Consider the following 20,812-nt stretch of genomic DNA (forward strand, 5'->3'; position numbering starts at 1 on the left):
GCCGGCTGACGGAGGCGAGCGACCGCATGCCCGGCCCCCTGCGCGAGCAGCGCTCGCTGTTCGGCGAGATCCTGGACTGGATGCTGGCGCCGCTGCTGCTGCTGTGGCCCATCAGCGTGGCGCTCACCTGGCTGGTGGCGCAAGGCATTGCCAATCGACCTTACGACCGTGAGCTGGGCGAGCTGGCGCGCACGGTGGCGCGCCGGGTGTCGGTGGAGAGCAGCGAGTTCGTGCCGCCGCTGGTGAAGGTGAAGATCCCCGAGGCCGCGGCCGAGATCCTGCGCAGCGACGACAGCGACCAGGTCTTCTACCAGGTGCTGGGCCTGCGCGGCGAGTTCCTGGCCGGCGACCGCGACCTGCCGGTGCCCGACGAAGAACGTGCCGCGCCGGGCGAGCTGCGCTTTCGCGACGACCAGGTGCTGAGCGAGCCGGTGCGCATCGCCTACATGTGGCTGGCCGATGCCAACGCCCCGAAGGACAGCGTGCCGCTGGTGCAGGTGGCGCAGACGCTGGACAAGCGCTCCCGCCTGGCCACCGAGATCTTCCGCGGCGTGATCCTGCCGCAGTTCGTCATCCTGCCGGTGGCGGTGCTGCTGGTGTGGCTGGCGCTGGCGCGCGGGCTGGCGCCGCTCAATGCGCTGCAGCGGCGCATCCGCGAGCGCGAAAGCCACGACCTCTCGCCGATCGAGGAGCGTGATGCGCCCGACGAGGTGGCGCCGCTGGTGCGCTCGATCAACGACCTGCTGGCGCGGCTGGACCTGTCCATCAGCGCGCAGAAGCACTTTCTGGCCGATGCGGCCCACCAGCTGAAGACGCCGCTGGCCGGCCTGCGCATGCAGGCCGAGCTGGCGCAGCGTGAGCTGGACAGCGGCGGCGACGTGGCCTCGGTCAAGCGCTCGCTGCAGCAGATCGCCCGTTCCACGCAGCGGGCGGCGCACATGGTCAACCAGCTGCTGGCGATGGCTCGGGCCGAGGACAAGGAGCAGGCGCGCAAGACGCAGGAGGTGAGCCTGCCGCGGCTGGCGGTGGAGACGGTGCGCGACTTCGTGCCACGCGCGCTGGAAAAGCGCATCGACCTCGGCTACGAAGGGCCGGACGCACACAGCGCTGGCCCTTCCATGCGCATCCAGGGCCAGCCCGTGCTGGTGCGCGAGCTGGTGCGCAACCTGGTGGACAACGCGCTGCAGTACACGCCTTCGGGCGGCGCGGTGACGGTGCGTGTGGTGGCCGATCCGTTTGGCCAGGTGGTGGTGCTGCAGGTGGAGGACAACGGCCCCGGCATTCCGGAGGCTGAGCGCGAGCTGGTGTTCCAGGCCTTCTACCGCGCGCTGGGCACCAACGTGGACGGCTCGGGCCTGGGCCTCGCCATCGTGCGCGAGATCGCGCTGCAGCACGGCGCGGTGGTGGCGGTGGAAGACGCCCACCCGCGCAACACGCCGCCGGGCACCCGCTTCACGGTGCGCTTTCCGGTAGCCCCTGAAGGCTAGCTCTGCATCAACCGCCGGCTCTTGGCGATGGACATCAGCATGCCCAGCCCCAGGCCCATCGTGACCATGGCGGTGCCGCCGTAGCTGATGAAGGGCAGCGGCACGCCCACCACCGGCAGGATGCCGCTGACCATGCCCATGTTCACGAAGCAGTAGGTGAAGATGCTCAGCGACAGCGCGCCGGCCAGCAGGCGGGCGAACATGGTGGGCGCTTCGGCGGCGATCACCAGCCCGCGGAACAGCAGGAAGGTGAAGCCCACCAGCAGCCCGGCCACGCCGGCCAGGCCGAACTCTTCGCTGAAGGCCGCGAAGATGAAGTCGGTGGTGCGTTCGGGGATGAACTCCAGGTGGGTCTGGGTGCCGTTCATGAAGCCCTTGCCATGGATGCCGCCGGAGCCAATCGCGATCATCCCCTGGATGATGTGGAAGCCCTTGCCCAGCGGGTCCTGCGTGGGGTCCAGCAGTGTGCACACGCGGTGCTTCTGGTACTCGCGCAGCACCGGCCACACCACGTCGGGCTGGCAGATCGCCTCCTCCGACAGCACCAGCGCGGTGATGCCGACGACGCCCACCACCAGCACCGGCAGGATGAGCTTCCAGCTCAGGCCGGCGAAGAACATCACGTACAGCCCGCCCGCCAGGATGAGGATGGCCGTGCCCAGGTCGGGCTGCTTCATCACCAGGCCGACGGGGATGGCCAGGATCAGCCCGCCCACCACGAAATCGAGCGCGCGCAGCTGGCCTTCGCGCTTCTGGAACCACCAGGCCATCATCAATGGCATGCCGATCTTCAGGATCTCGCTGGGCTGCACCACGATGCCCACGTCCAGCCAGCGCGTGGCGCCCTTCTTGGTGATGCCGAATATGGCCGTGGCCACCAGCAAGGCCACGCCCACGGCGTACACGGGCACGGCCAGCATCATCAGCCGCTGCGGCGGCACCTGCGCCACCAGCAGCAGCACCGCAGCGCCCAGCATCATGTTGCGGCCATGGTCGACGAAGCGTGTGCCGTGGTCGAAGCCGGCGGAGTACATCGTCACCAGGCCGCCTGCGGCCAGCAGCAGGATGGCCACGATCAGCCAGTAGTCGTAGCCCACGAACAGCGGGCGCAGCCGCACCCACAGCGAGGGGCGTTCAATGACGGCGCTCATCGGTTGCTGCGCTGCGCGGCCGTGGCCGCCTGCGCCAGTTGCTGCGGGCCCGAGGCGGGCACCGGCGCCGGCGTGGCGGCCGGTGACTCGGGCACCGAAGGAATGGGAGAAGGCGCGCCACGTTCGCTGCCCACGTCCAGCGCGACGCCGGGCAGGCCGGCCATCGCGGTGCCTCCGGGCAGCGGCACGTCGGCCGCCTGGCGCGGCGTGCCGATGGGGGCCACCGACTTGCCCTGCTGGGTGGCGGCCATGTCCTCGTCGCTGGGCCACAGGCCCAGCAGGCTGTAGTCGAACACCCGGCGCGCGATGGGCGCTGCCGCGGCGGCGCCCCAGCCGGCGTTTTCCACGATCACCGCCAGCGCGATGGTGGGGTTCTCGAGCGGCGCGAAGGCCATGTACACCGAGTGGTCGCGCTGGTATTCGCTCAGCTTGGCGGCGTTGTATTTCTCGTTGGCACGCACGCCCACGGCTTGTGCGGTGCCGGTCTTGCCGCCGGACTTATAGGGCGCGCCGGCAAACACCGGGGTGGAGGTGCCCTCTTGCGTCACGCCGTGCAGCGCGCGCAGCACCAGCGCGATGTGCTCGGGCTTGTAGGGCAGCGCGTCCAGCGGCTGGCCGGAGACGCGGCGCTTCTCATGGGTGACGACGTTCTCGACCTCACGCACCAGCCGCGGCTGGAAGCGCTGGCCGCCGGCCACCAGCGTGGCGGTGGCGCTGGCCACCTGCAGCATGGTGAAGTTGTTGTAACCCTGGCCGATGCCCAGCGAGATGGTTTCGCCGGAGAACCACTTCTGCTGCTCGGGCCGCTTGTAGGCCTTCTTCTTCCAGGCGGTGGACGGCAGCAGGCCGGTGCCTTCGGCTTCCAGGTCGATCCCGGTGCGGCGCCCGAAGCCCAGCGGCGACAGCTGGTCGTGCATCAGGTCCACGCCCATCTCGTTGGCCAGCGAGTAGTAGTAGACGTTGCTCGACTTGACGATGGACCGGTACATGTCCACCGGGCCCAGGCCCTTGTCGCCGTGGCTGCGGAAGGTGTGGTTGCCGAACACGAAGCTGCCGTTGTCCTGGATCACTACGTTGGGACCGCGCTTGCCGGTGTTCAGCGCCGCCAGCGCCATGAAGGGCTTGAAGGTGGAGCCCGGCGGGTAGGTGCCACGAAGTGCGCGGTTCAGCAGCGGCCGGTCGATGGACTCGTTGAGCTCCTTCCAGCTGTCGTAGTCGATGCCGTCGACGAACAGGTTGGGGTCGAAGGTGGGCTTGCTGACGAAGGCCAGCACCTCGCCGTTGCGCGGATCGATGGCCACCAGCGCGCCGCGGCGGTCACCGAACATCTGCTCCACCAGCGCCTGCAGCTTGATGTCGATCGACAGCACCAGCGTGTTCCCCGGCGTGGCGGGGTGGGTCTTCAGCCGCCGCACGGCGCGGCCGCCGGCACTGGTTTCCACTTCCTCGAAGCCGGTCTGGCCGTGCAGCTCGCGCTCGTAGCTCTGCTCCACGCCGAGCTTGCCGATGACCTCGGTGCCGCGGTAGTTGGCCTGGACTTCCTCGTCCCAGTCTTCCATGGCCTTCTTCTCGGCCTGGTTGATGCGGCCGATGTAGCCGATGACATGGGCGCCGACGTCGCCCAGGGGGTAATTGCGGAACAGCCGCGCGCGCACGTCCACGCCGGGGAAGCGGAAGCGCTGCGCCATGAAGCGCGCCACCTCGGCATCGGTCAGCTTGGTGCGGATGGGCAGCGACTCGAAACTCTTGCTCTCGTCCATCAGCCGCTTGAAGCGGCGGCGGTCGCGCGGCTGGATCTCCACCAGGTGCGACAGCGCATCGATCGTGGCTTCCAGGTCGCCGGCCTTGGAGGGGGTGATTTCCAGCGTGTAGGCCGAGTAGTTGGTGGCCAGCACCACGCCGTTGCGGTCGACGATGAGCCCGCGGTTGGGCACGACCGGCAGCACCGCGATGCGGTTGGCCTCGGCCCGCGTGGCCAGTTCCTCGTGGCGGTAGATCTGCAGGTAGACCATGCGCGTGGCGATGAGGCCGAAGCCCAGCAGCACGAACAAGGCAGCCGCCACCAGCCGGCCGCGAAAGCGGCTGATCTCGCGTTCGAGGTTCTTGATCTCGGTCACAGCGGCCGATTTTCGTCCGGATCGGGCGCGCGGCGCTGCGGCGCCAGCAGCAGCCATGTTGCCGGCAGCCACAAGGCCGCTTCCAGCACCGGGGCCCACAGGATGGGCCAGCCCGGCAACATGCCGCCCGCGATCAGCCGCACGACGATGGACACCGCATGCGCCGCCGCGAACAGCGGCAGCACGTGCAGCGCCTGCGCCGGCAGGCCGAACCAGCGCAGCCGCCGGTGGATGGTGATGGCGAAGAACGACAGCAGCGTGTAGGCCAGTGCATGCTGGCCCAGCAGGGCCGCCTCGTGCACGTCCATCAGCAGGCCGAAGACGAAGGCCACGCCCACGCCCACACGCCGCGGCTGGTGCACGTTCCAGAACACCAGCACCAGCGCCAGCAGGTCGGGCACCGCCGGTTCACGGCCGAAGGGCAGCAGGTTGAACAGCAGCGCGAACAGCAGCGTGAACCAGACGAAGAACGGGTTGGCCGGCAGCAGCAGCTGGTCCGAGCCGCGGGGCATGATCATGGCTTGCGCTTGCTCCGGGGGTCGACCGCGGGCGCCGGCTCTGGCGCGGGGGGCGGGGGCAGCTGGGCGCTGAGCGGCTCCAGCACCATCACGTGGCGCACGCCGTCCAGCACGGCCGCGGGCTTGAGCACGATGCGGGCGAAGCCTGCCTCGGCCTGGCGCTCGACGCTGGCCACCGTGGCCACCGGCAGGCCCGACGGGTACACGCCGTCCACGCCCGAGGTGGTCAGCACGTCACCGGCCTTGACGTCGGAGTTGGCGGCCATGAAGCGCAGTTCCAGCGTGGCGCCGGGGCCGCCGAAGGCGGCGCTGCGCTGCTGGGTGCGGGTGTTCAGCACCGGAATGGCGGCGTCCTTGTCGGTCAGCAGCGTGACCTCGGCGGTCAGCGGGTACAGCCGCGTCACCTGGCCCATCACGCCGCCTTCGTTGATGACGGGCGAGCCGAGCACGATGCCCTGGTTCTCGCCGCGGTCGATGAACACCTTGCGCGAGAAGGGATCGGCCGCCTCGTACAGCACCTCGGCGGCGGTGGAGCGCACGGTCAGCGCGGGGCGCAGCTCCAGCAGTGCACGCAGGCGCTCGTTCTCACGCTCCAGCAGCGCCACCTGCGACACACGTTCCGCCTGGCGCACCATCTCCAGCCGGGCCGCGTTCTCGGCCGCGCGCGCCTGGGCGATGCCCTGCAGGTAGTCACGCCCGCCGGCCAGGATCTCGCGCGGCACCAGCAGCGCCCGCTCCACCGGCAGCAGCACCGTGGCCAGCACCGCCCGTGCGCCCACCACCAGCTGGAAGCGGCCATCGGCCACCATCAAAAACACGGCCAGCGCCGCGAAGAACAGCAGCTTGGTGAGCGCGGACACGCCCTGCCGGAAGAAGGGCGGCGGTGTGCGGTCTAGGGTGCCCAGCTGCATGGTGTCGGCTCGGGGCTCGGCGGCTCAGATGACGAAAGGCCGGCCACGTCTTGCACGCGCCGGCCCGCGGTGGAAGATGACGCGGATTATTCCGAAGTGAAGATGCTGCCCAGGCGCTCCATGCGCTCCAGGGCCATGCCGCAGCCGCGCACCACGCAGGTCAGCGGATCTTCGGCCACCAGCACGGGCAGGCCGGTTTCTTCGGCCAGCAGGCGGTCCAGGTCGCGCAGCAGCGCGCCGCCGCCGGTCAGCATCATGCCGCGCTCGGCGATGTCGGCGCCCAGCTCGGGCGGCGTCTGTTCCAGCGCGTTCTTGACGCTGGAGACGATGTTATTCAGCGGGTCGGTCAGCGCTTCGAGGATCTCGTTGCTGCTGATGGTGAAGCTGCGCGGCACGCCTTCGCTGAGGTTGCGGCCTTTGACCTCGATCTCCTTGACCTCGGAGCCCGGGAAGGCGCTGCCGATGTTCTTCTTGATCGCTTCGGCGGTGGGCTCGCCGATCAGCATGCCGTAGTTGCGGCGGATGTAGTTGATGATGGCTTCGTCGAACTTGTCGCCACCCACCCGCACCGAGCCCTTGTAGACCATGCCGCCCAGCGACACGACGCCGACCTCGGTGGTGCCGCCGCCGATGTCCACCACCATGGAGCCCGATGCCTCGGACACCGGCAGGCCTGCGCCGATGGCCGCGGCCATGGGTTCTTCGATCAGGTACACCTCGGAGGCACCGGCGCCCAGCGCGCTTTCGCGGATGGCGCGGCGCTCGACCTGGGTGGAGCCGCAGGGCACGCAGATGATGATCCTCGGGCTGGGCTTGAGCACCGAGCGCGGATGCACCATCTTGATGAACTGCTTGAGCATCTGCTCGGTGACGGTGAAGTCGGCGATCACGCCGTCCTTCATCGGGCGGATGGCTTCTATGTTGCCGGGCACCTTGCCCAGCATGGCCTTGGCTTCGGCGCCGACGGCCTGGATGGTCTTCTTGCCGTGGGGGCCGCCTTCATGGCGGATGGCGACCACGGAGGGCTCGTCCAGCACGATGCCCTTGCCGCGCACATAGATCAGCGTGTTGGCGGTGCCCAGGTCGATGGCGAGGTCGGTGGAGAAATAACGGCGAAACGATTCGAACATGGCGGGGGGAGGGGTGTGCACTCAGCGGTCGCGCGCATCGACCGGGCCACCGGGCCCGGGACGCATCGCTGCAGCGGCTGGCGCATCAATGTGGAGTGTTGTTCGTTCGGAGGGCGTGGCACCCGACCCGCTCAGGGCCGTATGGCGCCGGAAATTCTGGCCCCGACACACGGAACCCTGACCCGGTGACGCGACATGCGACCCGGGTACGGCGGCGTTGCGCGGCTGCGGTGGCAAACGCGTGCGGCGGACCGTAGGCCATGTGGGGAACGGGCGATAATACCCCATCAACCCCCGCCTTCTGGTGGTCTGGCACTGCGTTTTGCAGCCAGCTTTACCCGCCCGGCGACAACCCCGACAAGCCCACACCGATGGCCCTGACCCCCGAGGACGTGAGCCGGATCGCGCATCTGGCGCGCCTGGAACTCAAGCCCGAAGCCCGCTCCGAGCTGCTGGACCAGCTCAACGGTTTCTTCGGCATCGTCGAACGCATGAGCGCCGTGGACACCAGCGGCATCGAGCCGCTGTACACCCCGCTGTCTGCGGTGCAGGCCGTGCAGCTGCGGCTGCGTGAAGACGCCGTGACCGAAGCCGATGACCGCGAAGCGAACCAGCGCAGCGCCCCCGCCGTGCAGGACGGCCTGTTCCTCGTGCCCAAGGTGATCGAATGAGCGGTGCCGATCTGCATACCCGTGGCGTGGCCGCGCTGTCGGCGGCACTGGCGGCCGGCGAAGTCTCCAGCGTCGAGCTGACGCAGGCTTTCGTGGCCCGCGCCCAGGCCCATGAGAGCCTGGGCAGCTTCCTGCACCTGGACGCCGACAACGCGCTGGCCCAGGCCCGCGCCGCCGACGAGCGGCGTGCCGCCGGCCAGGCCCATGCGCTGACCGGCGTGCCCATCGCGCACAAGGACGTGTTCGTCACCGCCGATGCGCCCACCACCGCCGGCTCGAAGATGCTGGCCGGCTACCGCAGCCCGTTCGACGCCACCGTGGTGGCGCGCCTGGGCCGGGGCGCCGACGGCGTCACCGGTGCCGGCATGGTGAGCCTGGGCAAGCTCAACTGCGACGAGTTCGCGATGGGCTCGGCCAACGAGAACTCGGCCTACGGCCCGGCCCGCAACCCGTGGGACACCACGCGCGTGCCGGGTGGTTCGTCGGGCGGCTCGGCCGCCGCGGTGGCCGCACGCCTGCTGCCGGCCGCCACCGGCACCGACACCGGCGGCTCCATCCGCCAGCCGGCGAGTTTTTCGGGCGTCACCGGCATCAAGCCCACCTACGGCGTGTGCTCGCGCTACGGGATGATCGCTTTCGCCTCCAGCCTCGACCAGGCCGGCCCGCTGGCCCGCAGCGCCGAAGATTGCGCGCTGCTGCTGTCGGCGATGAGCGGCTTCGATCCGCGCGACGCCACCAGCGCCGAGCGGCCGCCGCAGGATTTCCATGCGCAGATGCGGGCGCCGCGTGCCGGCGCCACCGCGGCCCAGCCGCTGAAGGGCTTGCGCGTGGGCCTGCCGAAGGAGTTCTTCCCGCAGGCGCTGGCCGCCGACGTCGAAGGCACCGTGCGCGCCGCGCTGGCCGAGCTGGAGAAGCTGGGCGCCACGCTGGTGGACGTGAGCCTGCCGCGCACCGAGCTGTCCATCCCGGTGTACTACATCATCGCGCCGGCCGAGGCCAGCTCGAACCTGAGCCGCTTCGACGGCGTCAAGTTCGGTCATCGTGCAGACAAGTACAGCGATCTGCTGGACATGTACAAGAAGAGCCGGGCCGAAGGCTTCGGCCCCGAGGTGCAGCGCCGGATCATGATCGGCACCTACGTGCTGAGCCACGGCTACTACGACGCCTACTACCTGCAGGCGCAGAAGCTGCGCCGCATGATCGCCGACGACTTCCAGGCCAGCTTCCGCGAGTGCGACGTGATCGCCGGGCCGGTGGCGCCCAGCGTGGCCTGGCAACTGGGCGAGCAGGGCAACGACCCGGTGGCCGCCTACCTGGCCGACATCTTCACACTGCCCGCCAGCCTGGCCGGCCTGCCCGGCATGAGCGTGCCGGCCGGCCTGGGCGCCGGCGGCATGCCGGTGGGCCTGCAGCTCATCGGCAACTACTTCGCCGAAGGCACGCTGCTGCATGCGGCCCATGCCTTCCAGCAGGCCACCGATTGGCACACCCGCGCTCCGGCGGGCTTCTGAACCGGCCCACCCCATGTCCACAGCTTCCCTGATCCGCGGCTACGAGGTCGTCATCGGCCTGGAGACGCACGCGCAGCTTTCCACCCAGAGCAAGATCTTCAGCGGCGCCAGCACGCAGTTCGGCGCGGCGCCCAACACCCAGGCCTGCGCCGTCGACCTGGCGCTGCCCGGCACGCTGCCGGTGATGAACCGCGGCGCGGTCGAGCGGGCCATCCGCTTCGGCCTGGCCGTGGGTGCCAAGGTGGCGCCGCTGTCCATCTTCGCGCGCAAGAACTACTTCTACCCCGACCTGCCCAAGGGCTATCAGATCAGCCAGTACGAGATCCCGGTGGTGCAGGGCGGGCAGATCAGCTTCTTCGTCGGTGAGCAGCGCAAGACGGTGCACCTGACCCGCGCCCACCTGGAAGAAGACGCCGGCAAGTCGCTGCACGAGGACTACCACGGCCAGACCGGCATCGACCTCAACCGTGCGGGCACGCCGCTGCTGGAGATCGTGTCCGAGCCCGAGATGCGCTCGTCGGCCGAGGCGGTGGAGTACGCGCGCACGCTGCACGGCCTGGTCACCTGGCTGGGCATCTGCGACGGCAACATGCAGGAAGGCAGCTTCCGTTGCGACGCCAACGTCTCGGTGCGGCGGCCGGGCCAGCCCTTCGGCACGCGGCGCGAGATCAAGAACCTCAACAGCTTCCGCTTCCTGCAGCAGGCGATCGACTTCGAGGTGCAGTGGCAGATCGACCAGATCGAGGACGGGCTGCCCATCGTGCAGGCGACGGTGCTGTTCAACCCCGACACCGGCGAAACGCGGTCCATGCGCACCAAGGAAGACGCGCACGACTACCGCTACTTCCCCGACCCCGACCTGCCGCCGCTGGTGATCGCGCCCGAGTGGGTGGAACGGGTGAAGGGCGAGATGCCCGAGCTGCCGGCGAAGATGGCCGAGCGCTTCCAGACCGCCGACGGCCTGCCGGCCTACGACGCGACGATGATGACGCAGAGCCTGGCGCTGGCCCGGTTCTATGAAACCACGCGCGATGCCTGCCAGCAACCGAAGCTGGTGGCCAACTGGCTGATGGGCGAGGTCTCGCGCCGGCTGAATGCCGAAGGCAAGACGATCGACGACTGCCCGGTGTCGGCCGCCACGCTGGCGCGGCTGATCGGCCGCATCACCGACGGTACGGTGTCGAACAACGGCGCGCGCCAGGTGTTCGATGCGCTGTGGGCCGGTGAGGCTGACGTCGACGCGGTCATCGAGGCCAAGGGCCTGAAGCAGATGAACGACACCGGCGCGCTGGAGGCCATCGTCGCCGAGGTGCTGGCCGCCAATCAGAAGTCGGTCGACGAGTTCCGCGCCGGCAAGGACAAGGCCTTCAATGCGCTGGTCGGCCAGGTGATGAAGGCCAGCAAGGGCAAGGCCAATCCGGCCCAGGCCACCGAGCTGCTGAAGCAAAAGCTCAGTTCCTGAAGCCGGCGCCGGGTGCTCCATCCCCCGAGGCCAGCGCCGGGCCGCTCCCAAGCGGCCTCGGCACCCTCGCGGAGGGTGGCGTCCCGCAGGGGCGCCGGGTGTTCCATCCCCCGAGGCCAGCGCCGGGCCGTTCCCAAGCGGCCTCGGGACCCTCTCGGAGGGTGGCGCCCCGCAGGGGCGCCGGGTGCCCCATCTACCGGGTGTCGCTGGCGGGCAGCGTCTGCGGCCCGCTGAGCGAGCCCGCGGGCGTGCCGGCCCACAGCCGGCGCAGGCGTTCCAGCTCGAGGTCGAAGTTGCGGTTGATGCGGTCCAGCTCGGCCGCCTGCGTCTGTGCGGCGGCGCGCTGCGCTTCCGCGGCGGCCTCGTTGGCCTCCAGTTGCTGCTTCAGCGGGCCGGGCAGCGTGCGGTCGCGGTAGAACTCCGCTTCCGAGAGCAGCGGTTTGCGCTCGTCGGCCAGGCGCTTCAGGCGCATGTCGGTGGCGCGCATCGCCACCCGTACGGTGTCGAGCGCGGCTTCGCGCGCGGCGCGGTGGGCGGCCTCGTTGGGAAAGCGGTTGAGCAGGTTGCGGTCGCGGCGCACCGCATCCATCCGCGCGGTGCGCTCGGCCTGGGCGCGCCGTTCGGCGGCTTCGCGCAGTGCGCGTTCCTCGGGCGTGAGCGAAGGCGGCAGGATGCGCTGCAGCGAGCCGTCGCTGTTGAGCACCCGCTGCTCCTGCGCATTGCAGGCCGGAATGGGTCGGTCGGAGGTGAAGCGCCGGCCGTCAGGCGTGGTGCAGGTGTAGATGCCCGCGGACGAAGACGCCGGACTCTGGGGCTGCGCCACGGCGGCTGCGCAGGCCAGGGCCATCGCCAGGGCGGTGCTCAGCCATCGTGCGGTCGCCGGCCGGTGTCTCGTTCGTTGCATTCAGATTCCGTAACGCGCCCGGTATCCGGCCACGCTGTCTGCGTGCGCCGCCAAGGCGGCGTCGCTGGTGTGGGCCAGATAGTCCAGCAGATCCTGCAGCGTCGCAATCGACACCACGCTCAAGTTGAAACGCCTGGTGACGTCCTGGACCGCCGACCACGCAACATCGGCGCCGTTCTCGGTGGCCTTTTCCTGGCGGTCGAGCGCCAATGACACGCCCACCGGCTGGCCGCCTGCGGCTTCGATCATGGTGATGGACTCGCGCACCGAGGTGCCTGCGGAAATGACGTCATCGATGATGAGAACGCGGCCGCGCACCGGTGCGCCGACCAGCGTGCCGCCTTCGCCGTGGTCCTTGGCTTCCTTGCGGTTGTAGGCGAAGGGCTTGTTGTGCCCCAGGCGCGCCAGTTCCACGCTCACCGCGGCGGCCAGGGTGATGCCCTTGTAGGCCGGGCCGAACAGCATGTCGAACTGCAGGCCCGAGGCCAGCAGCCGGCGTGCATAGAATTCCGCCAGACGGCCCAGCTTGGCGCCGTCATCGAACAAGCCGGCGTTGAAGAAATAGGGCGACAGCCGCCCCGCTTTGGTCTTGAACTCGCCAAAGCGAAGCACACCGGCCTTCACCGAGAACTCGACGAACTCTTGGGCCAGCGGGTCGGTGTGTTCGTGGGTGCTCATGAAGGAAGGTCCTCAAGGTATGTTTCGGCTCGTCACCCTCAATCTGAATGGCATCCGGTCGGCGGCGACCAAGGGTTTCGAGGCATGGGCCGCAGAAACGGCGGCAGATTGTATGGGGGTGCAGGAAGTCAAGGCCCAGGCCGACACGGTGGCCGGCCGCTTCGACACCCTCGACGGCATGCCCGGCCATTTCCACTACGCCGAGAAGAAGGGCTACTCGGGTGTGGGCCTGTATTCCCGCAAGCCGCCCACCGACGTGATCATGGGCTTCGACCCCGATGAATTCGACGCCGAGGGCCGCTACGTGGAGGCGCGCTACGACGTGGGCGGCCGCAAGCTCAGCCTGATCAGCTGCTACTTCCCCAGCGGCAGCAGCGGCGAGGAGCGGCAGGCCGCCAAATTCCGCTTCCTGACCAAGATGTACCTGCACCTGGTGCGGCTGAAGGCCGAGCGCGAATTCATCCTGATGGGTGACGTGAACATCGCCCACAAGGAGATCGACCTCAAGAACTGGCGCAGCAACCAGAAGAACAGCGGCTTTTTGCCCGAGGAGCGGGCCTGGATGACGCGCCTGCTGGACGAAGCCGGCCTGGTGGACGTGTTCCGCACGCTCAACACCCAGGCCGAGCAGTACACCTGGTGGAGCAACCGCGGCCAGGCCTGGGCCAAGAACGTGGGCTGGCGGCTGGACTACCACCTGGCCACCCCCGGCGTGGCGGCCGCTGCCCGGCGCGAGCACATCTACCTGGCGCAGCGCTTTTCCGACCATGCGCCGCTGGTGATCGACTACGACTTCAGCCTCTGAAGGCAGTCTCCGACGAGTTGGTGAGTTTTCACCTTGCGCGGTCCGCGCAATGGTGGAGTTCTTCCCGAGGCCCGTTCGCTACCCTGGTTCGCGGTGGTTGATCAGTCGAACGGGGGGAGCGGATGTTGCTTGAATTCCTGTCGCCGCTGGGCGGCGACGTGCAGGCCCTGCGGCCTCCACGCCTGCGAGAGCCTGCCTATGCCGGGCCCGAACGCCGGGGTGACGCCGGCGTGGCGCAGTGCCTGCGCGCGGTGATGGATGAGATCGACTACGGCGTGCTGGTGGTCCGCCACCCGGGTCGCGTGATCCACATGAACCATGCTGCGCGGCTGACGCTGGCGCGCGAGCATGCGCTGGAGGTGATCGGCACCCAGTTGCGCGCCCGTTCGGCCGAGGACGACCTCGCGGTGCGCGAGGCGCTGGCCGCTGCCGCCGGCCGGCACCGGCGCTGCATGCTCAGCTTGGGCCCGGCGGGCGCGCGGGTCAACGTGGTGGTGGTGCCCTTGCCGGCCTCGGCCGAGGTGCCGGAAGGCGCCGTGCTGCTGATGTTCAACAAGCGCCAGATGTGCGAGGAACTGTCGGTCGAGGCCTTCGCCCGCTGCCACGGCCTCACCGGCACCGAGACGCAGGTGCTCAAGGCCCTGTGCGCCGGCGCGCGGCCGGCGGCGGTGGCGCAGACGCAGGGGGTGCGCCTGTCCACCGTGCGCACCCAGATCAGCAGCATCCGCGCCAAGACCGGGGCGGCGACCCTGCGAGACCTGGTGCAACAGGTGGCGCGCCTGCCACCGATGACCACCACCTTGCGCGCCTTTCCCTGAGGGGCGCCGCCGAACTCCGCATTGTGGATTCAATATGTAACGGTTTGCTTCACGTGGATCCATGACCCCGCTAGCATGCATCGACGAGCATGAAGGCTCGTCTGTCGAGCATGTTGAATCAAGACCGCGAAGAAGATCCTTCCAGCAATTTCCTGAGTCCCCTTTTGCAACGCCTGGCACAACGCGGGCAAGTCTGTCATTACCGCACGGGTACTTTGCTGATTCAGGAGGGCGACCGCGACGACACGATCTACATCCTGTTGGCGGGGCGGGTGCGGGCTTATTCGGTGGGCGACAAAGGCCAGGAGATCACCTATGGCGTTTACGGGCCGGGTGAGTACATGGGTGAATTGAGCCTGGACGGTGGTGCTCGTTCGGCCAGCGTCGTGACGATCGAGCGTTGCACTTGCGCCGTGATCAATCGGCAGGCGGTGCTGGAGCACATTGCGCAATACCCCGAATTCGCTTTCGAATTGCTCGCGAAGGTGATTCGCCGTGTGCGCAGCGCCACCACCAATGCACGCCAGCTGGCATTGAACGACGTGTACGGCCGCCTGATCCACATGGTCAACACCATCGCGGAGCCTGCGGGCGACGGCACGCGCGTGATCCGCGAACGCTGGACGCACAAGGAGATGTCGAGCCGCCTCGGCTGCTCGCGGGCCATGGTGAGCCGTTTGCTGAAGGACCTGGAAACCGGCGGCTATGTGCGGCTCGAGCCCGAGTGCTTCGTGATCTGCAAACCCTTGCCCACCCGCTGGTGATGGCGCTGCCCCGCGGCGCCGGCAGCCCGTGGCGCCGTGGTGCCTGGTGGCTCACCGTGATCCTGCTGCCCTTGCTGGGCCTGCTGGCCTGGGCACTGGAGCCGCTGCTGCCCGTCGAGTCCGGCCCGGGCCTGCAGGGCCTGTTCCATTGGCGGGGCCTGCGGCCCCCGCCCGCCGGTGTGGTGGTGGTGGCCATCGACGAGCACGCAGCCGCCACCTTCGGCCTGCCCGAGCGGCCGCGTCAATGGCCGCGGCGCCTGCATGGCGAACTGGTCGACCGGCTGCATGCGGCCGGCGCGGGACTGGTCGCCTTCGATCTCACTTTTGAGACGCCGACCCCCGACGACGAGGCGCTGGGCCGCAGCCTGCGGCAGGCCGGCAATGTGCTGGTCACCTCGTCGCTGCGCCGCGATGCCTGGCGCCAGGGGACAGGTGAAGTGGTGGTGGAGCAGCTGCGGCCGGCCGTGCCGGTGATCGGCGCGGCGGCGCTGGACCAGGCGCCGTTCGTGCTGCCGAAGGACGCGCGCATCGACATGTACTGGGCCTTTCGCCGCGATGCCGGCCACATGCCCAGCCTGCCGGTGCTGGCCTTCCACCTGCAGCACCGTGACGCGGCGCAGGCCTTGGCCGACCTGGTGTGCGCGGAAGCAGCCCTTCGTCACTGCCCGTCGATGGAGCCGGCGGGCGAGCCACCTTCCGCTGCGGTGAGCCGGCTGCGCGAACGCTTCGTGGAAGACCCGACGCTGGTCGACCGGGTGGCGCATCGCCTGGACGAGATGCCCGACGTGCAATTGCCCGTGCCCCGCACGCAGATCGAGGCACTGCTGGCCTTGCATGCGGGCCACGACGTGGTGCCGCTGAACTTCTACGGCCCTTCGCGCAGCATCCGCACCGTGTCGTACGCGGACCTGCCGGCTGTGCTGGCGGCCGAGCCGGCGCTGTTCCGCGACGCGATGGTCTTCGTCGGCTTTTCCGCGCAATCGGCCGGTGCGCAGGATCGCCTGCGCGACGACTACCGCACCGTCTTTTCCGATGGCTCGGGCGTGGACATGAGCGGCGTGGAGATTGCCGCCACAGCGTATGCCAACCTGGCCGACGGACACCGGCTGAACGCGTTGTCACCCGCCGCGTGGGCGGCGTGGCTGGTGCTGTGGGGCACCTGGCTGACGGTGCTGGCCCACGGGCCGCGGCCGCGCTGGCAGGCGGTGCTGGGCGTCGGCTCCGCGCTGGCGGTGGCGGCGGGCAGTGCCTGGGCCTTCCAGGCCGACTGGTGGCTGCCCTGGGCCATTCCGCTGCTGTTGCAGTGGCCGGCGGCGGTGGGCCTGGCCCTGTGGCTGCATGCCCATCGCAATCACCAGCGTCACCACCGCCTGCGCGCGGCGTTTTCGCGCTTCGTGCCGCGGGAGGTGGCCGACCTGCTGTCGCAAGGCGCGGGTGAGCTGGCAGACCGCCACCGCATGAGCCACGGCGTGTGCATGGCCACCGACGTGGAGCAATACACCGCGCTTGCGGAGTCGCTGCCGGCGCAGGCGCTGGGTGAGCAGCTCAATGCGTACTACGCGCGTCTGTTTGAGCCCATCGGGCAGGCGGGCGGCGCCGTGATGGACATCGTGGGCGACGCGATGATGGCCGTGTGGGAGGCGCCAGCCGACGACATCGCCCGCCGGCGCGCGGCCTGCGAGGCGGCGCTGGCCATCCAGCAGCGCATGGCGGTGCCGCCCGATGCGCACACGCCGGCCTGGCCCACGCGCATCGGTCTGCATGCCGGCGAGTTGCGCATTGGCGTGGTGGGGGCCCGTCCGCACTACCAGTTCCGCGCGGTGGGGGATGCGGTGAACACCGCTTCGCGGCTGGAGGGCTTGAACAAGCTGCTGGGTACGCGGGTGCTGGCTTCGGCCGCGCTGGTGCAGGGGCTGGAGGGCCTGTGGTTGCGGCCCCTGGGCAGCTTCATGCTGGCGGGCAAGCAGGCCGCACTGGATGTGGTGGAGGTGATGGGCCGACCCGCATGGCCCGGGCAGCAACCGCCCGAGCTGCTGCGCGCTTTTGCGCAGGCCCTGGCGCAATACCGCAGCGGCCAGGTGGAGGCGGCGCTGGCGGCCTTCAGTGCATTGCAGCAGGCTCATCCCGACGACGGCCCTACGGGCTATTACGTACAGCGTTGCCGCAGCCACCTGGCCGAGCCTGCGAACCACGATCCGGCGTTACCAATTCGGGTGTTTTCCAAATGAATTCGCCCGCAATTCAGTGAACAAATGCGATAGTCTTCGCGGTTGAATATTTACGTCTGGTTGCACCGCGCGCTGTCTGTGTGCAAGCCGACTCCTGATAGCGACCGCACTGCCATGTACACACGATGGGCTGGCCCCGCCACCCGATCCTTCGCAGTCAGGTTCGCCAAGCTCCGGATCTGTTGCGCCGCGCTGGGCAGCCTGCTGCTGGGGGGCGCCCCGGCCCAGGCGGCCGACCTTTGTCCTCAGCCCATCGCCCGCATGGCGTCCGTGCAGGGCCTGGTGGAAGTGCGTCGCACCGATGCCGCCTGGCAGCGCGCCGAGCTTGACCAGCCGTTGTGCGCAGGCGACGCGGTGCGGGTGGGTGAGCGCAGCCGCGCTGCGCTGCTGATGAGCAACCAGACCACGCTGCGGCTGGATCAGCACTCCCACGTCACCCTGCGCGCGCCCGAGGCACCGCGCGGCACGGTGATCGAGCAGCTGCGCGGCATCGTCAACGTGATCACGCGCACGCCGCAGCCGTTCCGGCTGACCACGCCCTTCGTCAATGCCAACGTCGAAGGCACCGAGTTCCTGGTGCAGGTGGGCGCGACCGAGTCGAGCGTGCTGGTGGTCGAAGGGCGCGTGGTGGCCAGCAACGAGGCGGGCCGGGTATCGCTGCAGGCCGGTGAGCAGGCCAGCGGCGACGCCGTGACGCTGCCGCGCAAGACGCTGGTGGTGCGGCCGCGCAATGCGGTGCAGTGGGCTGTGCACTATCCCACGGTGCGGCCTCGCCAGACGGCCGACGAGCGCCTGCAGCGCGCCGCCCGCCTGCTGGACGTGGGTCGTGCCGATGAAGCCCTGCCGGTGCTGCAGGCCATTGCCGCGGGCGATGCCGCCTACGCCGAATCGCTGGCGCTGCAGGCCATGATCGCTCTGGTGCAGAACCAGCCCGAGGCGGCGCAGTCGCTGTCGCAAGCGGCGCTGGCGGCGGATCCGCGGTCCAGCGCGGCAATGCTGTCGGCTTCTTATGTGCAGCAGTCGCGTTTCGAGCTGGACGCTGCCGCCACGCAGGCTCAAGCCGCCGCCGCGCTGGAGCCCGATAACGCCCTGGCGTGGGCCCGGCTGGCCGAGCTGCAGCTGTACAGCGGCCGGCTGGCGGACGCGACGCAGGCCGCCCGGCAGGCCGTCACTAGCGGCCCGGCCCTCTCGCGGGCCCACCTCGTGATGGGTTTCACCCGGCTGGCGCACTTCGACACCGTCGGCGCCCGCGCCGCGTTCGAGCGCGCGTTGCAGCTCGACCAGGCCGACCCGCTGCCGCGCATGGGCCTGGGGCTGGTGTTCCTGCGCGAAGGCCAACGAACGGCCGGCCGTGAGCAGATCGACATCGCGGTCAGCCTGGACCCGGAGAACGCGCTGCTGCGCAGCTACTTGGGCAAGGTGTACGCGCAGGAGCGCCGTGGCGCCGCCGCCGAGACGCAGTTCCGCCTGGCGCGTGAGCGTGATCCGCTCGACCCCACGCCCTGGTTCTACGAGGCGCTTTACAAGCTGGTGAACAACCGGCCGGTGGAGGCGCTGGACGACATGTCGCGGTCGATCGCGCTCAACGACAACCGGGCGGTGCTGCGTTCACGCCTGCTGCTGGACGACGACCGTGCCGAGCGCAGCGTGGCATTGGCCCGCATCCACGACGAGCTGGGCTTCGGCCGCCTGGGCATCGCCGAGGCCACCAAGGCCCTGGCCATCGACCCCGACCATGCGGCAGCGCACCGATTCCTGGCCGATGCTTACACGGCGCTGGACCGGCACGAAGCCGCCGTCGCCAGTGAAAGCCTGCAGGCGCTGCTGCTGCAACCGGTGCGGCCGGCGCATCTGCTGCCGCGGCGCAGCTCCACCGCGGTGATGCGCTCGGTGGACGAATCGTTGCTCGGCACCCCGGCCGACGACTCCCGCTTCTTCGAGCGCAGCGGCGCCAGCGGCCGGTTGGGTCTGGCGGCCGGCAGCCGCGGCCTGTGGTCGGCCGAGGCCAGCGCGGCTTATGCCGGCGAGCGCTTTGCGCTGGACGCCGGCGTGTTCCGCTACCACACCGACGGCTTCCGTCCCGGTTCGCAGGTGAGCCACCGTCTGGACGATGCGCTGGTGCAATGGCAGCTGCAGACCGGCCTCATCCTGCAGGCACAACTGCGTTCGCGCCGCACGCAGTTCGGCGACGTGCGTTCGAGCTTCTCGCTGGACGGTGGCTCCACGGAAGAGGACAACCGCATCGACCAGCACAGCGCCCGCCTGGGCCTGGTGTGGCGGCCCAGTGAGCGCGAGGTGGTGACCTTGTCTTACGTCGCACAAGGCTACGACGAGCGGGCGGTGCTGTCCACGCGGCCGCGCAGGCTCGTCGTGCGCAACGAAACGCCGGCCCAGGTGCTGGAAGGCCAGTACCGGCTGGACACGTCGGCCGGCGACCTGCTGCTGGGCGTGTCCGGCACGCGGGCGCAGCCTCATACCTGGCTGCGTGCCCATGCCCCCGGCACCCCGGAGCCGACCGGCCCTTGCCGCGCCGAAGCGCGCTGCCTGAACGAGCTCAGCGACGATGCACGCCAGACCGAGGTGTATGCGTACTGGCAGCACTGGCTGACGCCGGACCTGCAGGGCACGCTGGGCCTGGCGCACCTGAGCCGGGGCACCGACCGCGATCGCAACCCCCGCTGGCTGCCCAAGCTGGGCCTGCTGTGGCAGGCGCATCCCGATGTCACGCTGCGGGCGGCCAGCTTCCGGTCGGCGAGCCGGTGGGCGCTGGTCGACCAGTCGATCGAGCCGACCTCAGTGGCCGGCTTCAAGCAGGTCTTTGATGATGCCAACGGCGTTGCCACCCGGGTGCACGCCATGGGCCTGGACGTGGCGCTGGGCCTGCGGCTCAGGCTTGTGTCCGAGTGGGTGCAGCGCAGCCTGGATGTGCCGGGCGCGGTCCTGTCGGCTGGTTTCAGCACGCCGCCCGAGCGCTTGCATGAGCAGCAGGGCCGGATCGAGCTGTTCTGGACCCCGCACTCCCGCATCGCCGCCCGTGCGGGCTGGACCACCGACCGCTACCAGCGGCAGCCCAGCTTCGATCTGCCGAGACTGCTGGACCTGCGCACCGACGCACTGCCGCTGTCGGCCCGCTACTTCCTGGAAGGCGGCTGGTTCGCCGAAAGTACGCTGACACGCGTGCGCCAACATGTGACGCAGCCGGCCAGCCAAGCGTCGCTCAGTGGACGCGAGCACTTCAGCTTGGTCGATCTGTCCATCGGCCGGCGTGCCGCCAGCTCGCCGCTGACGGTGACGTTCACTATCAAGAACCTGTTCGGCGAGCGCTTCCGCTTCCAGGACGATGCGTTCCGCTCCGGCGACCTGCGCGTGGCCCGCTACCTGCCGGTGCGCAGCGCGGTGCTGGCGGTGCAGACGGCGTTCTGACCTCCGACAAGTTGATGAGGTCACATTTGCTTCATCTGGTTACATTCAGCCTCCCCAGTCAACGGAGGTGTTTGTATGAAGCAGTACAGCAGGTGGGCGCGGGTGATGGCAGCCGTGTGCGCCGTGTGGCTCGGCATGTCGGCGGCGCAGGCCAGCCCGGAAGAGGAAGGATGCCGCCTCGTCGGCGGCATCTGGATCTGCGACTGACGCGTCAGCGCATCGCCGGCGGTCGCC

At 69.5% G+C, this 20,812-nt stretch carries 17 protein-coding genes; 10 read left to right on the forward strand and 7 right to left on the reverse strand.

Annotation, left to right across the window (positions count from 1 at the left end; all coding sequences use genetic code 11):
- Nucleotides 1-26: 26 nt before the first annotated feature.
- A complete protein-coding gene (locus MW290_RS15315; RefSeq protein ID WP_250198586.1) occupies nucleotides 27-1,487 on the forward strand; it encodes a sensor histidine kinase in 1,461 nt (486 codons plus the stop codon).
- Here the strand turns inward: MW290_RS15315 and rodA are convergent.
- From rodA to MW290_RS15340, 5 genes are all read right to left on the reverse strand, one after another.
- Complete coding sequence (rodA, locus tag MW290_RS15320; protein WP_250198587.1) at nucleotides 1,484-2,638, reverse strand: rod shape-determining protein RodA; 1,155 nt, start codon at nucleotides 2,636-2,638, stop codon at nucleotides 1,484-1,486. The two genes, MW290_RS15315 and rodA, sit on opposite strands and share 4 nt — an antisense overlap.
- Nucleotides 2,635-4,755 (reverse strand): penicillin-binding protein 2, encoded by a 2,121-nt coding sequence (gene mrdA / locus MW290_RS15325; protein WP_250198588.1) that lies wholly within the window; start codon nucleotides 4,753-4,755, stop codon nucleotides 2,635-2,637. The genes rodA and mrdA overlap by 4 nt, the downstream gene beginning before the upstream one ends.
- Entirely contained in the window at nucleotides 4,752-5,273 is a 522-nt protein-coding gene (gene mreD / locus MW290_RS15330) for a rod shape-determining protein MreD (protein ID WP_250198589.1), read from the reverse strand. Before mreD ends, mrdA begins: the two co-directional genes overlap by 4 nt.
- The gene (mreC, locus tag MW290_RS15335; RefSeq protein WP_250198590.1) at nucleotides 5,270-6,184 is read right to left on the reverse strand and encodes a rod shape-determining protein MreC; all 915 of its coding nucleotides are present in this window, start codon (nucleotides 6,182-6,184) and stop codon (nucleotides 5,270-5,272) included. Before mreC ends, mreD begins: the two co-directional genes overlap by 4 nt.
- 86 nt (nucleotides 6,185-6,270) lie before the next feature.
- Entirely contained in the window at nucleotides 6,271-7,314 is a 1,044-nt protein-coding gene (locus MW290_RS15340; protein WP_046112886.1) for a rod shape-determining protein, read from the reverse strand.
- A 371-nt stretch (nucleotides 7,315-7,685) separates the two neighbouring features.
- Here MW290_RS15340 and gatC point away from each other — a divergent pair, with 371 nt between their 5' ends.
- From gatC to gatB, 3 genes are read left to right on the forward strand one after another with little or no spacing between them, the layout of a single operon-like run.
- Nucleotides 7,686-7,985 (forward strand): Asp-tRNA(Asn)/Glu-tRNA(Gln) amidotransferase subunit GatC, encoded by a 300-nt coding sequence (gene gatC, locus MW290_RS15345; RefSeq protein ID WP_250198591.1) that lies wholly within the window; start codon nucleotides 7,686-7,688, stop codon nucleotides 7,983-7,985.
- Nucleotides 7,982-9,496 carry an Asp-tRNA(Asn)/Glu-tRNA(Gln) amidotransferase subunit GatA gene (gene gatA, locus MW290_RS15350; protein WP_250198592.1) on the forward strand — a complete coding sequence of 505 codons (1,515 nt, stop codon included), beginning with the start codon at nucleotides 7,982-7,984 and terminating at the stop codon, nucleotides 9,494-9,496. The genes gatC and gatA overlap by 4 nt, the downstream gene beginning before the upstream one ends.
- Nucleotides 9,497-9,509: 13 nt before the next feature.
- Entirely contained in the window at nucleotides 9,510-10,958 is a 1,449-nt protein-coding gene (gatB, locus tag MW290_RS15355) for an Asp-tRNA(Asn)/Glu-tRNA(Gln) amidotransferase subunit GatB (RefSeq protein WP_250198593.1), read from the forward strand.
- Nucleotides 10,959-11,151: 193 nt separating this feature from the next.
- Here gatB and MW290_RS15360 read toward each other — a convergent pair whose 3' ends face one another.
- Nucleotides 11,152-11,862, reverse strand: coding sequence for a hypothetical protein (locus tag MW290_RS15360; protein ID WP_250198594.1), 711 nt, complete (start codon nucleotides 11,860-11,862; stop codon nucleotides 11,152-11,154).
- On the reverse strand, nucleotides 11,863-12,540 hold the full coding sequence (gene pyrE, locus MW290_RS15365; protein ID WP_250198595.1) for an orotate phosphoribosyltransferase: 678 nt from the start codon (nucleotides 12,538-12,540) through the stop codon (nucleotides 11,863-11,865).
- A gap of 19 nt (nucleotides 12,541-12,559) precedes the next feature.
- Here pyrE and MW290_RS15370 point away from each other — a divergent pair, with 19 nt between their 5' ends.
- The 6 genes from MW290_RS15370 to MW290_RS33045 all read left to right on the forward strand — a co-directional run bounded on the left by MW290_RS15370 (nucleotide 12,560) and on the right by MW290_RS33045 (nucleotide 20,785).
- Nucleotides 12,560-13,345: an exodeoxyribonuclease III gene (locus tag MW290_RS15370; protein WP_250198596.1), complete on the forward strand. Its 786-nt coding sequence runs from the start codon at nucleotides 12,560-12,562 to the stop codon at nucleotides 13,343-13,345.
- 122 nt (nucleotides 13,346-13,467) lie between these two features.
- The gene (locus MW290_RS15375) at nucleotides 13,468-14,163 is read left to right on the forward strand and encodes a helix-turn-helix transcriptional regulator (protein ID WP_250198597.1); all 696 of its coding nucleotides are present in this window, start codon (nucleotides 13,468-13,470) and stop codon (nucleotides 14,161-14,163) included.
- A gap of 89 nt (nucleotides 14,164-14,252) precedes the next feature.
- On the forward strand, nucleotides 14,253-14,927 hold the full coding sequence (locus MW290_RS15380) for a Crp/Fnr family transcriptional regulator (RefSeq protein ID WP_250198598.1): 675 nt from the start codon (nucleotides 14,253-14,255) through the stop codon (nucleotides 14,925-14,927).
- Nucleotides 14,927-17,155, forward strand: a complete 2,229-nt coding sequence (locus MW290_RS15385; RefSeq protein WP_250198599.1) for a CHASE2 domain-containing protein — start codon at nucleotides 14,927-14,929, stop codon at nucleotides 17,153-17,155. The genes MW290_RS15380 and MW290_RS15385 overlap by 1 nt, the downstream gene beginning before the upstream one ends.
- A 261-nt stretch (nucleotides 17,156-17,416) precedes the next feature.
- Complete coding sequence (locus tag MW290_RS15390) at nucleotides 17,417-20,578, forward strand: TonB-dependent receptor domain-containing protein (RefSeq protein WP_250198600.1); 3,162 nt, start codon at nucleotides 17,417-17,419, stop codon at nucleotides 20,576-20,578.
- 75 nt (nucleotides 20,579-20,653) lie between these two features.
- On the forward strand, nucleotides 20,654-20,785 hold the full coding sequence (locus tag MW290_RS33045; RefSeq protein ID WP_259373489.1) for a hypothetical protein: 132 nt from the start codon (nucleotides 20,654-20,656) through the stop codon (nucleotides 20,783-20,785).
- Nucleotides 20,786-20,812 lie beyond the last annotated feature (27 nt).

Origin of the sequence: Aquincola tertiaricarbonis, from assembly GCF_023573145.1 — a bacterium.
GTDB lineage: Bacteria > Pseudomonadota > Gammaproteobacteria > Burkholderiales > Burkholderiaceae_C > Aquincola > Aquincola tertiaricarbonis_B.

What these genes read in the sequence shown, in the direction of transcription:
- MW290_RS15315 (WP_250198586.1), top strand. Translation starts at nt 27, where the DNA reads ATGCCCGGCCCCCTGCGCGAGCAGCGCTCGCTGTTCGGCGAGATCCTG.
- rodA (WP_250198587.1), bottom strand. Translation starts at nt 2,638, where the DNA reads ATGAGCGCCGTCATTGAACGCCCCTCGCTGTGGGTGCGGCTGCGCCCG.
- mreD (WP_250198589.1), bottom strand. Translation starts at nt 5,273, where the DNA reads ATGATCATGCCCCGCGGCTCGGACCAGCTGCTGCTGCCGGCCAACCCG.
- mreC (WP_250198590.1), bottom strand. Translation starts at nt 6,184, where the DNA reads ATGCAGCTGGGCACCCTAGACCGCACACCGCCGCCCTTCTTCCGGCAG.
- MW290_RS15340 (WP_046112886.1), bottom strand. Translation starts at nt 7,314, where the DNA reads ATGTTCGAATCGTTTCGCCGTTATTTCTCCACCGACCTCGCCATCGAC.
- gatC (WP_250198591.1), top strand. Translation starts at nt 7,686, where the DNA reads ATGGCCCTGACCCCCGAGGACGTGAGCCGGATCGCGCATCTGGCGCGC.
- gatA (WP_250198592.1), top strand. Translation starts at nt 7,982, where the DNA reads ATGAGCGGTGCCGATCTGCATACCCGTGGCGTGGCCGCGCTGTCGGCG.
- gatB (WP_250198593.1), top strand. Translation starts at nt 9,510, where the DNA reads ATGTCCACAGCTTCCCTGATCCGCGGCTACGAGGTCGTCATCGGCCTG.
- MW290_RS15360 (WP_250198594.1), bottom strand. Translation starts at nt 11,862, where the DNA reads ATGCAACGAACGAGACACCGGCCGGCGACCGCACGATGGCTGAGCACC.
- pyrE (WP_250198595.1), bottom strand. Translation starts at nt 12,540, where the DNA reads ATGAGCACCCACGAACACACCGACCCGCTGGCCCAAGAGTTCGTCGAG.
- MW290_RS15370 (WP_250198596.1), top strand. Translation starts at nt 12,560, where the DNA reads ATGTTTCGGCTCGTCACCCTCAATCTGAATGGCATCCGGTCGGCGGCG.
- MW290_RS15375 (WP_250198597.1), top strand. Translation starts at nt 13,468, where the DNA reads ATGTTGCTTGAATTCCTGTCGCCGCTGGGCGGCGACGTGCAGGCCCTG.
- MW290_RS15380 (WP_250198598.1), top strand. Translation starts at nt 14,253, where the DNA reads ATGAAGGCTCGTCTGTCGAGCATGTTGAATCAAGACCGCGAAGAAGAT.
- MW290_RS15385 (WP_250198599.1), top strand. Translation starts at nt 14,927, where the DNA reads ATGGCGCTGCCCCGCGGCGCCGGCAGCCCGTGGCGCCGTGGTGCCTGG.
- MW290_RS15390 (WP_250198600.1), top strand. Translation starts at nt 17,417, where the DNA reads ATGGCGTCCGTGCAGGGCCTGGTGGAAGTGCGTCGCACCGATGCCGCC.
- MW290_RS33045 (WP_259373489.1), top strand. Translation starts at nt 20,654, where the DNA reads ATGAAGCAGTACAGCAGGTGGGCGCGGGTGATGGCAGCCGTGTGCGCC.